The sequence below is a fragment of the Microbacterium sp. APC 3901 genome, assembly GCF_030407765.1.
Classification (GTDB): domain Bacteria; phylum Actinomycetota; class Actinomycetes; order Actinomycetales; family Microbacteriaceae; genus Microbacterium.
This window is the reverse complement of the sequence record NZ_JASDCU010000001.1, coordinates 273200-287034: the sequence shown is the minus strand read 5'-3', so window position 1 is coordinate 287034 and position 13835 is coordinate 273200. Positions and strand designations below refer to the sequence as shown.

Here is a 13835-nt window from a genome sequence, read left to right as displayed (position 1 = left end):
CGCCCGGATTCAACCCGCCTGACGCGGATCCGGGGCGCTGGGGCGGCGAGACAGACGGGTGAGACGGGGGATGTCGGCCGTGGCACCCGCATCCGCCGGCACGATGACCTGCTGGGTCGCGGCGATGTCCGCACCCTCGGCGCGCACGATCAGATCGCCGACCGGCGTGCGACGGGACAGGATCGCGAGCGCGATCGGGCCCTCCTCATGGTGTCTGGCGACCGAGGTGATACGACCCACCTCGTCGTCACCGGCGAAGACCGCATCGCCGACCGCGGGCAGCACCGCCTCGCTGCCGTCGAGGTGCAGCGCCGCCATTCTGCGTGGCGGGTGTCCGAGGTTGTGCACCTTGGCCACCGTCTCCTGACCCCGGTAACACCCCTTGTTCAGGTGCACCGCCGTGCGGATCCAGTCGGATTCGTGCGGCAGCGAGCGCTCGTCGACTTCGGCCGACCAGCGCGGACGCCAGGCTGCGACACGCAACGCCTCGGCGGCGAGGAGCCCCGCCACCTCTTCGGACGACAGGGTCGCGGCGAGCGCGTCAGCTGCATCGGTCGTCGCGATCGCCACCCTCCAGGCGAGGTCAGCGCCCGGATGATCGGAGATCTGGGCGTACTGGTGCCCACCCGCACTCACCCGCTGCCAGGGATCGTCCCAGACCAGCGGAGCGCCTGCAGGAGCGGATGCGGCAGCAGTCGCGCGCTCAGCCGCAGTGCCACCGTCGACGAAACCGAGCAGCGCCAGATCGGGGCGCACCGTCACGGTCGCCTGTGTGCGGAACTTCATGCGCGTCAGCCAGGTCGCGAGGGCGTCCACGTCGTCGGTGTCGGCGATCAGCCAGGTCGACGAGCCGTCGTCGACCACACCAGCCGCGTGCTCCACACGCCCTTGAGGGTCGAGCACGAGCAGTTCCGTGCTCTCACCGGCAGCGAGTCGCCCGACGGACTGGGAGGTGATCGAATCCAGCCACCCCAGCCGTTCGGGACCCGCGACTTCGATGACCTTCCGGTCGTCGAGCGGAACGAGGGCCGCACCGTCTGCGAGGCGACGCTGCTCACGGAAGGCGTCACCGAAGTGGGCGATCCCGTGCTCGCCGATCACGGCGCCGGGGATGTCGGTGAATCCGGTCATGTCAGACCTTCGCGAGTCGGGCGGAGGCGTGCGACCGCATCGGTGTTCCGAGAGCCGCGATGTCCCAGGCCCAGAGGAGGTGATTGTCGACCAGGCCGTACATCCGCGTGGCGGCGCCGTACTCCTTCGCCCCGGCTCCGCGCACGATCGCGTCGGATGCGATGTCGATGCGAGGGCCGTTGATCTCGCCGAGGTAGAGCTCGAGCATGCCGTCGGCGTGGGCGATCGAGACCTCGATGGGGAAGCCGCCCGACGGAGCGCGGAGGGCCTCGACATCGTCGACGCCCCGAACGGCGGGCTCGGCTCGCGGCGGCAGCAGTGCGGGGCCGGCATCGGCGTCGGAGGCCGGGCGGGAGAGACGCCAGAAGCCGGTCTCCGCGACGAGCGGGATCGAGGCGGCGCCGTCTTCGGCCGCGAGGATCGCGGTCGCGGAGTAGTTCAGGAAGGGACCGCCGTCATGGCTGAAGCTCACCCGATGGGTGAACTCGCCCTGCAGACGGTCGTCGCCGACCGGGTAGTCGATGACGCCGGTTCCCTCCCAGACTCCGATCAGCCACGACAGCGGCGCGAGGTCGGCGGGGAGGTCTGTGGGCAGCTCGAGCACGATGCTCAGCGCTGGCCGCGGAAGAGGTTCCGCAGCACGACGACCGAGACGAATGCGATCGCGAGGCTCGCCAGGCCGAGGAGTCCGATGAAGAAGAGTTCGAGCGCCACGAGGTCCATGGCCTCCACTTTACCCTTCAGCGCGCCGAGTGTCGCGTTCGCGATTCATGTGACGAGAGCGGCGAGACCGAAGCCGACCGAGATCACGCCCATCAGCAGCAGTGCACCGATCGTGCTGGCGCCGACACGGAAGATGAACCCCTGAGTGCGCCCGAGCTGCAGCTGCACGGCGAAGGAGAGGAGCACGATCGCGCCGAAGACGACGAGCAGCCACGGCACCCGCCACCCCTCGGCGACGAAGATGCCCACGCCGACGGAGGCGACGAACGCGACCGCCCAGACGATGAGCACGCCGACGAAAGCATTACGCGGTGCGAGCGCTGGATCCGTCATGACTCCATTGTGACCCATCGGCGCCCGGTATCATTGCGGCACGGCGTACCCCGCCGTCCGGAAGGAGTGCGTGTGGCCCAGGTCCTGGTGTTGACCAATGCTCCGGTCTCGGAGCAGGTCCTGCCCGCACTCGAGCTTCTCAGCCATCGAGTGCGCCAGATCCCGGCCGAGCCCGCCCAACTCGTGAGCGCCCCCGAGTACGACATCGTGATCGTCGACGGTCGTCTCGATCTCGTCGGCGCGAAGTCTCTGTGTCGCCTGCTGCGAGCCACCGGCCAGGATGCGCCGCTGCTGCTCGTCGTCACGGAGGGCGGGATGAGCGCGCTGTCCGGAGACTGGGGCATCGACGACGTGCTCCTCGCCACCGCCGGCCCCGCAGAGACCGACGCCCGCGTCCGGCTCGCCCTCGCCCGCCGGGACGAGGTCGCAGAACCCACCCGCGTGCAGGCATCCGGCGTCACGATCGACGAGCAGTCGTACTCGGCGAAGCTCAGAGGGCGCCCGCTGGACCTCACGTACAAGGAGTTCCAGCTGCTGCACTTCCTCGCCACGCACCCTTCGCGGGTCTTCACCCGAGAGCAGCTGCTCAGCGAGGTGTGGGGCTACGACTACTTCGGCGGCACGAGAACCGTCGACGTGCACGTGCGACGGCTGCGGGCGAAGCTGGGCGACCAGGAGCAGATCATCGGCACCGTCCGCAACGTCGGATACCGATTCAACGTCTACGACGAGGAGACGGTCGCCGCATCACGGTGACGCACTCGACGTCAGTTCACGCACGCGTCACCTCTCGGTGCTTAGATGTACCCCATGATCGATCCCGCACTCGCCGACGCAGGTCTCGGTGACGCTGAAGATGACGACTTCGATGCCATCGAGTCCCACGACGCGCTCCTCCCCGACCACCGCTACCACGATCGCGAGCTGAGCTGGCTCGCCTTCAACCAGCGCGTGCTCGAACTCGCGGAGGATCCGTCGCTCCCCGAACTCGAGCGTGCGAACTTCCTCGCCATCTTCGCGAGCAACCTCGACGAGTTCTTCATGGTGCGCGTCGCCGGGCTCAAGCGCCGCATCGTGACCGGTCTGGCGGTGCCCACCAACATCGGCCGCTCCCCCGCCGATGCACTCGCCGACATCGCCCGAGAAGCGCACGCGCTGCAGCTCCGCCACGCCGATGCGTGGAAGTCGCTCGTGCGTCCGGCCCTGGCCGAGTCCGGCATCGAGATCACCGAGTGGTCCGAGCTCACCGACGAAGAGCGCTCCAAGCTCTCCGACTACTTCGGGGCGCAGGTGTTCCCCGTGCTCATGCCCCTCGCCGTCGACCCCGCGCACCCTTTCCCGTACATCTCCGGGCTGTCCCTCAACCTCGCCATCCGCATCCGCAACGCCCGCACCGGCCGACAGGAGTTCGCCCGACTGAAGGTGCCGCCCATGCTGCCCCGCTTCGTCGAGGTCCCTGGGTCCGGCGAGATCAAGCGCTTCCTCACCCTCGAAGAGCTCATCGCGAACCACCTCGGCGACCTCTTCCCCGGCATGGAGGTCCTCGACCACCACGCGTTCCGCCTCACTCGCAACGAAGACGTCGAGATCGAGGAGGACGAGAGCGAGAACCTCATCCAGGCGCTCGAGGCCGAGCTGCTGCGTCGCCGTTTCGGCCCGCCGATCCGTCTCGAGATCACCGACGACATGGACGAGGTCACGATGGACCTCCTCGTGCGCGAGCTCGAGATCACCGACCAGGAGATCTACCGGCTCCCCGGGCCGCTCGACCTCCGAGGTCTCTTCGACCTGTCGCGCATCGATCGACCCGATCTGCGCTACCCGCCGCACCTCCCGACCACGGCGGTCGCATTCCAGCCGACCGGCAGCAACACCCGAGCCGACATCTTCAAGGCGATCCGCAAGTCGGACGTGCTCGTGCACCACCCGTACGAGTCGTTCACCACCAGCGTCGTGTCGTTCCTCGAGCAGGCTGCGCGCGACCCGCACGTGCTCGCGATCAAGCAGACGCTCTACCGCACCTCGGGCGACAGCCCGATCGTCGAGGCGCTGATCAACGCCGCCGAGGCGGGCAAGCAGGTGCTGGCGCTGGTCGAGGTCAAGGCCCGCTTCGACGAGGCGAACAACATCGTCTGGGCGCGCAAGCTCGAGAAGGCAGGCGTCCACGTGGTCTACGGCCTCGTCGGGCTCAAGACCCACTGCAAGCTCGCGCTCGTAATCCGTGAGGAAGACGGAGTGCTCCGCCACTACTCGCACATCGGCACGGGCAACTACAACCCGAAGACCAGCCGCATCTACGAGGACTTCGGACTGTTCACGACCGACGCTCAGGTCGGCAAGGACCTCACCCGTCTGTTCAACGAGCTCAGCGGCTATGCGATCGAGAAGAAGTTCAAGCGCCTTCTCGTGGCTCCCCTCCACCTGCGCAAGGGCCTCGTGAGACAGATCGACCACGAACGCCGCAATGCCGAGAACGGCAAGCCGGCGAGCATCCGCATCAAGGTGAACTCGATGGTCGACGAAGAGGTCATCGACGCCCTCTACCGCGCCAGCGCCGCCGGTGTGAAGGTCGACGTGTGGGTGCGCGGCATCTGCAGCCTGCGCACCGACCTCGAGGGCATCAGCGACAACATCACGGTCCGCAGCATCCTCGGCAGGTACCTCGAGCACTCGCGCATCTTCGCGTTCCACAACGACGGCGATGCCCAGGTGTACATCGGCAGCGCCGACATGATGCATCGCAACCTCGACCGACGGGTCGAGGCGCTCGTGCGCGTCACCGACCCCGGTCACATGAAGGACCTGCTCGACTTCTTCGACCTCGCCATGGACCCGGGCACCACGTCGTGGCACCTCGGCGCCGACGGCGTCTGGACCAGACACGCCACCGATGCTGCCGGCAAGCCGCTGGTCGACCTGCAGGACAAGACCATGGGGTTGGTCCAGCGACGTCGTCGCGCACGGGCGGTTCGATGAGCGACGACTCGAGCACCAGGGCCACACGGTCGAAGTGGACGGACAAGGCCGTCTACGCGGCCGGGGCCGTCGTCTGGCGACTCATCGACGGCAAGCTGCGGATCCTTCTGATCCATCGCACCAAGTACCGCGACGTCACGCTTCCCAAAGGGAAGGTCGATCCCGGTGAGATGCTCGCCGAGACGGCGGTGCGGGAGGTGCACGAGGAGACCGGCATCCGCGTCTCCCTCGGAGTTCCCGTCGGCGTGAGCCGCTACCACCTGCCCTCCAGCAAGCAGAAGGTCGTGCACTACTGGGCGGCGGAGGCCACGTCCGACGCGATCCGCGCCTCGACGTTCGTGCCGAATCGCGAGATCGCCGCCCTCGAATGGGTCAGCCTCAAGAAGGCGCGCGCTCGCCTGAGCTACCCGGTAGACGTCGAGATCCTCGACTTCTTCGCTCAGCTCGTCGACGACGGTGTGCTGCGCACGTTCCCGATCATCGCGCTGCGCCACGCGAAAGCGCTCTCGCGCGGCGACTGGGACGGCCCGGATGCCGAACGACCTCTGACCGATCGAGGCCTGCAGCAGGCGAAGTCGATCGTCGGCCCGCTGCGGGCGTTCGGCGTGCGCAAGATCATCACGAGCGATGCCGCGCGCTGCATGCAGACCGTGACACCGCTCGCGAAGGCCCTCGATCGCAAGACCGTCACCACCCCGAAGATCAGCCAGGACGCGTGGGAGGACGGCGAAGACGATCTGCGCTCCGTCGTCGGTCGCCGCGTGCGCTCGGGAAAGCCGGCCGTGCTGTGCAGTCACGGCCCGGTGCTGCCGGGGATCCTGACCGAGATCGCCCTGGCCACCGGGACGGTCCGCGGCTCGTATGTCAGCAGCGCCGCCGACCTCGAACCGGCGGCCTTCTCGGTCGTGCACCTCTCGGCATCCAATCCGGGTTCGGGGATCATCGCGATCGAGACGCACATCCCCAAGGCCTAGCGCGTTGCCGGCAGTCGTGAAGGGCCGCATCCGGCAACGGATGCGGCCCTTCGCACGCCCCAGAGAGACGCGTTCCGTTCACCTCCCGTTCACCTGAGCGGGAGAGTCTCGTTAACCGCCGCACATAGCGTCACTGTGTGCCCTGCACCGGGCCCCACCACATCAAAGATCGAAGGATCCACAGTGAAGATCTCCCGAATCGCACGAATCGGCGCCATCGGCGCCGTGGCCGCTCTCGCCCTCGCCGGCTGTGCCGCGAACGAAGGCGGAGCCGGCGGCTCCAGCGACGCGCCCAGCACGTCCACCCTCTCCGGCACCATCGAGGCCACAGGAGCCTCCTCGCAGGAGGCCGCCCAGCAGTCCTGGGTCGCCGCATTCCAGACCGCCAACCCCGACACCACCGTGAACTACACCGCGACGGGTTCTGGCACCGGCCGCGAGAACTTCATCGCCGGCTCGTCCAACTTCATCGGCTCCGACCGCGCGTTCGACGCGGACGAGCTGGCCGCGGGCGGCTTCGGATCCTGCGCCTCCGACGACATCGTCGAGATCCCCGTGTACATCTCGCCCGTCGCCGTCGCCTTCAACCTCGAGGGCATCGATGAGCTGAACCTGGACGGCGAGACGATCGCGAAGATCTTCTCGGGCGCCATCACCAACTGGAACGACGCAGCCATCGCGTCGCAGAACGAGGGCGTCGAGCTGCCCGACCAGGCGATCGTCCCCGTGCACCGCGCAGACGCGTCGGGCACGCAGGAGACGTTCACCAAGTACCTCAGCGCCGTCGCTCCCGACGTCTGGACCTACGAGGCCGGCGACGAGTGGCCGCTTCAGACCGGTGAGGCCGGCGACGGCACCTCGGGCGTCGTCGACGCCATCACCAACGGCGTCGGCTACATCGGCTTCGCGGATGCATCGCGCACCGCAGACCTGGGCCAGGTCGCCGTCGAGGTCGAGGGCGAGTACGTCGCGTACTCCGCCGAGGCTGCCGCAGCGCTCGTCGAGGCATCGCCGCTCGAAGAGGGCCGCTCCGACCACGACCTCGCCTACGCCGTCGACCCGGCCGCAGCACCCGCCGGTTCGTACCCGATCGCACTCGTGTCCTACCTCATCGGCTGCGTCGAGTACGACGACGCCGAGGCCGCGACTCTGGTGAAGGCGTACTTCCAGTACGTCGCATCGGCCGAGGGCCAGGACGCCGCCGCAGAGGCTGCCGGCAGCGCGCCGATCTCGGACGCCCTGCGCGACCAGATCAACACGGCGATCGACGCGATCGTCACGGAGTGACGGAGGGCTCAGCACACCGCTGAGCTCCGCTCCCGACGCCCCCGTGGTGTCGGTCGTAGGACTCGACCGACACCGCGGGGGCACCCGCATGAAAACCCCGAAAGTCCCTCAGAGCCTGGAGTCGCTCCGATGACCACAACCTCAACGGGTCCCGATACCACCCGTTCCCCCGGGACGCGCACCGCCCCACGCCGACGGGGTGACCTCATCTTCTCCGGCACCGCACTGGCGGCGGGAATCATCATCCTCGTCACCCTCGCGGCGGTCGCGGTCTTCCTCATCGTGCAGGCGCTCCCCGCTCTGTCGTCCGACACCTCGAACAACCACATCCTCGAGGGACAGTCGTTCCTCTCCTGGGTGTGGCCCTTCGTCTTCGGAACGCTGTGGTCGAGCTTCATCGCTCTCGTGATCGCCGCTCCGATCGCGATCGGCATCGCGCTGTTCATCTCGCACTACGCCCCTCGTCGGCTCGCCGGCTTCCTCGGCTACATCATCGACCTGCTGGCCGCCGTGCCCTCCGTCGTCTTCGGCCTCTGGGGTGCACTCACCTTCGCGCCGATGCTCGTGCCCTTCTACAAGTGGCTCAATGAGAACCTCGGATTCATCCCGCTCTTCGGCGGAACGCCCTCCGGCACAGGAAAGACGATCCTCACCGCGTCCCTCGTGCTCGCGGTCATGATCCTGCCGATCATGACGGCCATCTGCCGCGAGGTGTTCCTGCAGACGCCGAAGCTGCACGAGGAGGCGGCACTCGCGCTCGGCGCGACCCGCTGGGAGATGGTGCGGATGGCCGTTCTCCCCTTCGCTCGCAGCGGCATGGTCTCTGGGGCGATGCTCGGCCTCGGCCGCGCTCTCGGCGAGACCATGGCCGTCACGCTGGTGCTCTCGCCACTCGGCATCGTCACGTTCAACCTGATCAACCCGGAGAACCCCACGACGATCCCTGCGATCATCGCCCTGCGGTTCCCCGAGGCCCACGACGAGGGCGTCAACACGCTCATCGCGGCGGGTCTGATCCTCTTCATCGTCACCTTCGCGGTCAACTTCGTGGCCCGCTGGATCGTCTCGCGCCGCGCCGAGTTCTCGGGAGCCAACTGACATGACCGCCACCCTCACTCCCTCGCCGTCTCCCTCGTCCGTCGTCGCTCCGGTGCACACCACGTCGGCAGGCCACCTGCCGAAGTGGGCCCCGTGGGCGCTTCTGCTAGTCGCGTTCGTGGTGTCTGCGACGATCTTCGCCTTCGTCAACGCCGGCGGCGACCCCGCAGACTTCAACATCGCGCTCACGCTCGTCGTCGGCCTCGTGTTCTACATGGCGCTGATCATGGTCATCTCCTCGGTGGTCGAGAGCCGCCGCCACGCGATCGACCGCCTCATGACCGCGCTGGTCTCCGGTGCTTTCGTGGTCGCGCTCCTCCCCCTCATCTCCCTGCTCTACACCGTGGTCATCAACGGCCTCATGCGCTTCGACGGGGAGTTCTTCAGCTTCTCGATGCGCAACATCGTGGGCGAGGGCGGTGGCGCGATCCATGCCATCTACGGCACACTGCTGATCACGCTCGGCGCGACGATCATCTCGGTGCCGATCGGCCTGATGACCTCGATCTACCTCGTCGAGTATGGCGAAGGACGCAAGCTCGCGCGTGGCATCACCTTCCTCGTCGACGTCATGACCGGCATCCCGTCGATCGTCGCCGGTCTCTTCATCTACTCCGTGTTCGCGCTCATCGTCGGACCGGGCACCCGAATGGGGATCATGGGCTCGCTCGCGCTCTCGGTGCTGATGATCCCGGTCGTCGTCCGCGGCTCGGAAGAGCTGCTGCGCATCGTCCCGAACGAGCTCCGCGAGGCCGCCTACGCGCTCGGCGTCCCCAAATGGCTGACGATCATCAAGGTCGTCCTGCCGACGGCCATCGCCGGGATCCTGACCAGCATCATGCTCGCGATCTCACGCGTGATCGGCGAGACCGCGCCACTGCTTCTCACCGTCGGCATCGTGCAGGGCATGAACCTGAACATGTTCAGCGGGCAGATGGCGACGCTACCCGTGTTCTCGTACATGCAGGCCAAGTACCCCGGCATCCCCGTCGATGCCTACCTCGACCGGGCCTGGGCCGCTGCCCTCACCCTGATCGTCATCGTGATGGTGCTGAACCTGCTGGCCAGGATCATCGCCAAGGTGTTCGCCCCCAAGATCAACGGCCGCTGAGCCGTCTTTCCCGACTGAAGAAGAAGGATCACACGTGTCCAAGAGCATCGAAGTCAACGACCTCAACGTCTACTACAGCGACTTCCTCGCCGTCGAAGGCGTCAGCATCGACATCAAGCCCAACACCGTAACGGCGTTCATCGGCCCGTCCGGCTGCGGAAAGTCCACCTTCCTGCGCACCCTCAACCGCATGCACGAGGTCATCCCCGGCGCACGCGTCGAGGGAGAGGTGCTGATCGACGGCAAGAACCTCTACGGCGCCGGCGTCGACCCCGTGCTGGTGCGTCGTCAGGTCGGCATGGTGTTCCAGCGTCCGAACCCGTTCCCCACCATGTCCATCAAGGAGAACGTGCTCGCGGGCGTCAAGCTCAACAACACGCGCATGGCGAAGAGCGACCAGGACGCGCTCGTCGAGAAGTCGCTGCGCGGCGCCAACCTCTGGAACGAGGTCAAGGACCGTCTCGACCGCCCCGGCTCCGGACTCTCGGGCGGCCAGCAGCAGCGTCTGTGCATCGCCCGCGCGATCGCCGTCTCCCCCGATGTCATCCTGATGGACGAGCCCTGCTCAGCCCTCGACCCGATCTCGACCTTCGCCATCGAGGAGCTCATCGCCGAGATCAAGTCCGAGTACACCGTCGTCATCGTGACGCACAACATGCAGCAGGCGAGCCGCGTGTCCGACCGGACCGCGTTCTTCAACATCGCCGGCACCGGCAAGCCCGGCAAGCTCATCGAGTACGACGACACCCGCACGATGTTCACCACCCCGTCCGTACAGGCCACCGAGGACTACGTCTCGGGTCGCTTCGGATAGGCATCCGTTCCTCCCCTCCTCCGTTCTCTGCTGCTCTTGGCGGGCACGGTTTCGGAGCTGAGGGTGCGAAACGCCGTGAGACCCTCTGGTCCCACGGCGTTTCGTCGTCTCAGTCGCGGGGCGAGAGGAGGTACTCGTTGAGTTCGGCCGTGAGAGTGTGGTCGACGGGCAGCTCGACGCCGTCGATGGCGGTGATCGCGGCGGCGAGGCGGACGCTCGAGACGAGCCACGCAGCATCGGCACGCGGCAGGTCGGATGCCGGCACCTGGGCGTACTCCGCGAGGAGTCCACGCGCGGTGAGGTGTTCGTAGACGCTGAGCTGGGTCGTGCCGTGCAGGATGCCGCCGTTCGGCGCCGGGGTCACGAATCGGTCGCCGAAGCGCAGGATCAGCGACGCGGTCGGCGCCTCGAGCACGAAGCCGTCGCGCGACAGGAAGATCGCGTCGTCCGCTCCGCGTCGGTGCGCCTCGCGAAGCGCCGCCATGTTGACCGCATACGAGAGGGTCTTCGCCCCGAGCAGCAGCCACGGCGCCTTCTCGGCGACGTCGAGGTCGTACCCGCGGTCTAGGGTGACGACGCGGATTCCCCGCGCACGCACCCCGGAGAAGTCCGATGCCGGCGCAGCCGTGACCCAGGCGGTCGGCGTCGGTCCGTGTTCGACACCACGACTGAGGATGAGCTTGATGACGTACTCGCCCTTCTCGCAGTGGGCGGCGGCACGATCGATGGCCTGATGCCACTGCGTCTGATTCGGGATGGGCAGGTCGCACAGCTGCGCCGAGTGCACGAGCCGCTCGAGGTGCGGTACGACCTCCTGCGCGTGCCCGTCGATCACGCCGATCGACTCGAAGACCCCGTCGCCGCGCTGAGTGCTCAGCTCCCCCACGCTCAGTGCCGGGGCCGCCGCATCGACGAGAGTGAACGAGTCTGCGAAGTCGGAGCGGTCGACGTCAGCCGCCGCAGGATCGATCATCAGAGCAAAGCGCCGTGTCATGATCCGAGCCTAGAGCCCGGGAATAGCCTCCGCGTGATCTTGTTACACTGGAGTGGCCGGGCCGCATAACCCCGGGCTCCAATTTTTGCCGCTGCGAGCGGCCTTCCGCCGAGAGGCGTTTTTGCGGCCCGGTCTTCTCATACCCGGGCGCGAACCCCGACCGCCGCGTCGAATCAGGCCAGGGCGCCGGTGCGCCAGAGCGCTGCAGAGGCCGACAGATCCTGCGCGTAGCTGCTCAGCCGGAGCGCCCGCGTCGTGAGCTCGCTCGCTCGCGACGGCTCGGTCGGCTCGTAATCGTCGGCGGTGTGCGTCGCCCCCGATGCCTGCACGCGACAGAACGCGGCCGCCCTGTCGAGCGCCACAGCGAAGTCGCCCCGGAATGCACCGCGCAGAATCGTGTCGATGAGGGCGACCAGTTCATCCGGATTCGCCGGCACAGGCGCTCCGGCGATCACGGCATCCACAGAAGAGAGCTCCACTCTGCCCCGCTCGTACAGCAGAGCGGCGGTCTGCGGATCGCCGTGGATGGACAGCTGCAGGATGTACAGGCGCCACAACGCACCCGGCAGGGTGCGAGACGGCGCCTTGGACCAGAGCTCGGCGATCTCGTCGATGCCGTGCTCGTCGGTGAAGGCGACGAGTCGATCGGCGCTCACGCCGCTCTCGTCGGCGCGCACCCGGGTCAGCAGAGCGGATGCGGTCGCATGCGCGACACGTGTCTCCTCGGCGGGATCGTGACTGCCGACGATGTTGTCGAAGGCGGTGGTGGGCCGGCGCACCGGACGGGAGAACTGCTCAGGCATCAGTCCAGGGTACGCGCGATCCGAGAGATCAGGCCGTCGGGATCACGACGACGGGATCGGAGGTCGGCAGACCCGAGGGCGAGCCTCCGTCCTGCTCGACCGTGACCGCGATCACATCGCCCGCGTGCATCTCCCCGGCGAGCACGGCTGTCGCTTCCCCGCCGTCTGCCGCGAACACACCTGCCGACACCGGAGTATCGCCGCGCACGTACCAGAGCTCGTACGTCTCGCCCTCGGCGAGGGACGGGATGCCGTCGGTCACGAGCACGGACTTGCCGAGCGACGCCGACCAGTGCGCGGTCGCAGTGCCACCGCTCTCGAGTGACACGCTGGCCTGCTGGGCGTCGTCGGCCGCCTGGATGTCCTCGAGCGCGACGACACTCGCCGGTCGGTTGATGTACGTGTTGATCGCGACTGCGCCCGCCCCCACGCCCACGAGCAGCGCGAGGCATGCGGCGAGCGTGAAGAGGAACCGGAGCCGGTGCGCCGGAGCCTTCGGAGCATCCTCTCCACCGAGTGCGGCGAGCGCTGAGTCGGTCACCGGTGCGGCATCCGTCGTCTCGTCAGGTGTGGCATCAGGCATCGAGTCCGCGAGCACGATATCGCCGTGCTGCGGCGTGACGGCGATGCGTGCGAGCAGAGCGGCGCGGATGTCAGGCGACGGAGCGGCGCGCGTCACACCCTCGGCCAGGAAGCCAGCGCTGTCGGCGTCGGCATCCACGATGCGCTGCCATTCCGGGTGTGCTGCGAGCGCAGCGTGATACCGCTGCTGATCATCGGGCGACAGCGCGTCGATCGCTGCTCCTGCTGCCAGTTCTGCGAATTCCTGCTCGTTCATGCTGTCACCCCCATAGCTGTCCTCAGTCGCGAGAGCCCATCTCGCATCCGTGTCTTGATCGTCCCCAGCGGCGCTCCCACGAGCACCGCCACTTCGTTCTGACTGTAACCGCCGTAGTAGGCCAGAACGAGAGCTTCGCGCTGCGCCTCAGGAAGACCCGAGAGCGCGTGAACGACCTTCTCGCCCTCGATGCCCAGTTCCACCGTCTCCGCGACACTGTCGTGCGCGACTCCGATATCTCTGAACCCGGCTCGCACGTCCCGGTCCGCGCTGGACTGGGACGCCCGAACCCGGTCGACCGCACGACGGTGCGCGATCGTCATCACCCAGGTTCTTCCCTGCCCCTTGTTCGGAGCGAACTTCGAAGCGGATTGCCAGATCTCCAAGAAGACCTCCTGCAGGACCTCTTCGCTCTGGGAGCGATTCACGAGAACCCTGAGGATGAGGCCGAAGACGCGGGAGGACAGAGTGTCGTAGAGCTCCGCGAACGCGCGCTGATCACCGTCGCCGATGCGAATGAGCAGGTCAGCGACAGCATCCCGAGCCGTACCGTCTTCGGGTACGTCCATTCCATCGATGACCATCTCTAACAGCATGCCGCATTCACCCCGCTTTCCCGCGCAGCGACCGCCCGAAAGTGACGGAAACGAGTCCTCTTAAGTGTTCTTCGTCGAAACCTGTTCGCTGCGGACCCCCGAACCGGATTGGATTCGGTCGCGTGGAAAATTCTTTGCGATTTCTCCCATCCGATCC

General features: G+C 67.3%; 14 protein-coding genes. 7 read left to right on the top strand and 7 right to left on the bottom strand.

Annotated features, from left to right (window positions below):
* Nucleotides 1-9 precede the first annotated feature (9 nt).
* From QMA07_RS01395 to QMA07_RS01385, 3 genes are all read right to left on the bottom strand, one after another.
* Entirely contained in the window at nucleotides 10-1131 is a 1122-nt protein-coding gene (locus QMA07_RS01395; protein ID WP_290159398.1) for a folate-binding protein, read from the bottom strand.
* 1 nt (nucleotide 1132) lies between these two features.
* Nucleotides 1133-1735, bottom strand: a complete 603-nt coding sequence (locus QMA07_RS01390) for an FABP family protein (RefSeq protein WP_290159397.1) — start codon at nucleotides 1733-1735, stop codon at nucleotides 1133-1135.
* 164 nt (nucleotides 1736-1899) lie between these two features.
* Nucleotides 1900-2187 carry a hypothetical protein gene (locus QMA07_RS01385; RefSeq protein WP_290159395.1) on the bottom strand — a complete coding sequence of 96 codons (288 nt, stop codon included), beginning with the start codon at nucleotides 2185-2187 and terminating at the stop codon, nucleotides 1900-1902.
* 72 nt (nucleotides 2188-2259) lie between these two features.
* Between QMA07_RS01385 and QMA07_RS01380 the strand changes: the two genes are divergently transcribed.
* The 7 genes from QMA07_RS01380 to pstB all read left to right on the top strand — a co-directional run bounded on the left by QMA07_RS01380 (nucleotide 2260) and on the right by pstB (nucleotide 10447).
* Complete coding sequence (locus tag QMA07_RS01380; RefSeq protein ID WP_042539745.1) at nucleotides 2260-2943, top strand: response regulator transcription factor; 684 nt, start codon at nucleotides 2260-2262, stop codon at nucleotides 2941-2943.
* Nucleotides 2944-2997: 54 nt separating this feature from the next.
* A complete protein-coding gene (locus QMA07_RS01375) occupies nucleotides 2998-5163 on the top strand; it encodes an RNA degradosome polyphosphate kinase (RefSeq protein WP_290159392.1) in 2166 nt (721 codons plus the stop codon).
* Nucleotides 5160-6137, top strand: a complete 978-nt coding sequence (locus tag QMA07_RS01370) for an NUDIX domain-containing protein (protein WP_290159391.1) — start codon at nucleotides 5160-5162, stop codon at nucleotides 6135-6137. Before QMA07_RS01375 ends, QMA07_RS01370 begins: the two co-directional genes overlap by 4 nt.
* A 183-nt stretch (nucleotides 6138-6320) precedes the next feature.
* Entirely contained in the window at nucleotides 6321-7424 is a 1104-nt protein-coding gene (gene pstS / locus QMA07_RS01365; RefSeq protein ID WP_290159390.1) for a phosphate ABC transporter substrate-binding protein PstS, read from the top strand.
* A gap of 129 nt (nucleotides 7425-7553) precedes the next feature.
* The gene (pstC, locus tag QMA07_RS01360) at nucleotides 7554-8522 is read left to right on the top strand and encodes a phosphate ABC transporter permease subunit PstC (protein ID WP_290159388.1); all 969 of its coding nucleotides are present in this window, start codon (nucleotides 7554-7556) and stop codon (nucleotides 8520-8522) included.
* A 1-nt stretch (nucleotide 8523) separates the two neighbouring features.
* Nucleotides 8524-9633 (top strand): phosphate ABC transporter permease PstA, encoded by a 1110-nt coding sequence (pstA, locus tag QMA07_RS01355; RefSeq protein WP_290159386.1) that lies wholly within the window; start codon nucleotides 8524-8526, stop codon nucleotides 9631-9633.
* 34 nt (nucleotides 9634-9667) lie between these two features.
* Nucleotides 9668-10447, top strand: coding sequence for a phosphate ABC transporter ATP-binding protein PstB (gene pstB / locus QMA07_RS01350; protein ID WP_140037722.1), 780 nt, complete (start codon nucleotides 9668-9670; stop codon nucleotides 10445-10447).
* Nucleotides 10448-10556: 109 nt separating this feature from the next.
* Here the strand turns inward: pstB and QMA07_RS01345 are convergent, their stop codons facing one another.
* The 4 genes from QMA07_RS01345 to sigK all read right to left on the bottom strand — a co-directional run bounded on the left by QMA07_RS01345 (nucleotide 10557) and on the right by sigK (nucleotide 13678).
* Nucleotides 10557-11441, bottom strand: coding sequence for an aminodeoxychorismate lyase (locus QMA07_RS01345; RefSeq protein WP_290159385.1), 885 nt, complete (start codon nucleotides 11439-11441; stop codon nucleotides 10557-10559).
* A gap of 173 nt (nucleotides 11442-11614) precedes the next feature.
* Complete coding sequence (locus QMA07_RS01340) at nucleotides 11615-12244, bottom strand: DNA-directed RNA polymerase subunit beta (RefSeq protein ID WP_290159383.1); 630 nt, start codon at nucleotides 12242-12244, stop codon at nucleotides 11615-11617.
* Between the two features lie 28 nt (nucleotides 12245-12272).
* Entirely contained in the window at nucleotides 12273-13082 is an 810-nt protein-coding gene (locus QMA07_RS01335; protein WP_290159381.1) for an anti-sigma factor, read from the bottom strand.
* Entirely contained in the window at nucleotides 13079-13678 is a 600-nt protein-coding gene (gene sigK / locus QMA07_RS01330) for an ECF RNA polymerase sigma factor SigK (RefSeq protein ID WP_290159378.1), read from the bottom strand. The genes QMA07_RS01335 and sigK overlap by 4 nt, the downstream gene beginning before the upstream one ends.
* Between the last annotated feature and the right edge of the window lie 157 nt (nucleotides 13679-13835).

Coding starts and splice junctions, on each gene's coding strand:
- QMA07_RS01395 (WP_290159398.1), bottom strand. CDS start 1,131: ATGACCGGATTCACCGACATCCCCGGCGCCGTGATCGGCGAGCACGGG.
- QMA07_RS01385 (WP_290159395.1), bottom strand. CDS start 2,187: ATGACGGATCCAGCGCTCGCACCGCGTAATGCTTTCGTCGGCGTGCTC.
- QMA07_RS01375 (WP_290159392.1), top strand. CDS start 2,998: ATGATCGATCCCGCACTCGCCGACGCAGGTCTCGGTGACGCTGAAGAT.
- QMA07_RS01370 (WP_290159391.1), top strand. CDS start 5,160: ATGAGCGACGACTCGAGCACCAGGGCCACACGGTCGAAGTGGACGGAC.
- pstC (WP_290159388.1), top strand. CDS start 7,554: ATGACCACAACCTCAACGGGTCCCGATACCACCCGTTCCCCCGGGACG.
- pstA (WP_290159386.1), top strand. CDS start 8,524: ATGACCGCCACCCTCACTCCCTCGCCGTCTCCCTCGTCCGTCGTCGCT.
- QMA07_RS01345 (WP_290159385.1), bottom strand. CDS start 11,441: ATGACACGGCGCTTTGCTCTGATGATCGATCCTGCGGCGGCTGACGTC.
- QMA07_RS01340 (WP_290159383.1), bottom strand. CDS start 12,244: ATGCCTGAGCAGTTCTCCCGTCCGGTGCGCCGGCCCACCACCGCCTTC.
- QMA07_RS01335 (WP_290159381.1), bottom strand. CDS start 13,082: ATGAACGAGCAGGAATTCGCAGAACTGGCAGCAGGAGCAGCGATCGAC.
- sigK (WP_290159378.1), bottom strand. CDS start 13,678: ATGCTGTTAGAGATGGTCATCGATGGAATGGACGTACCCGAAGACGGT.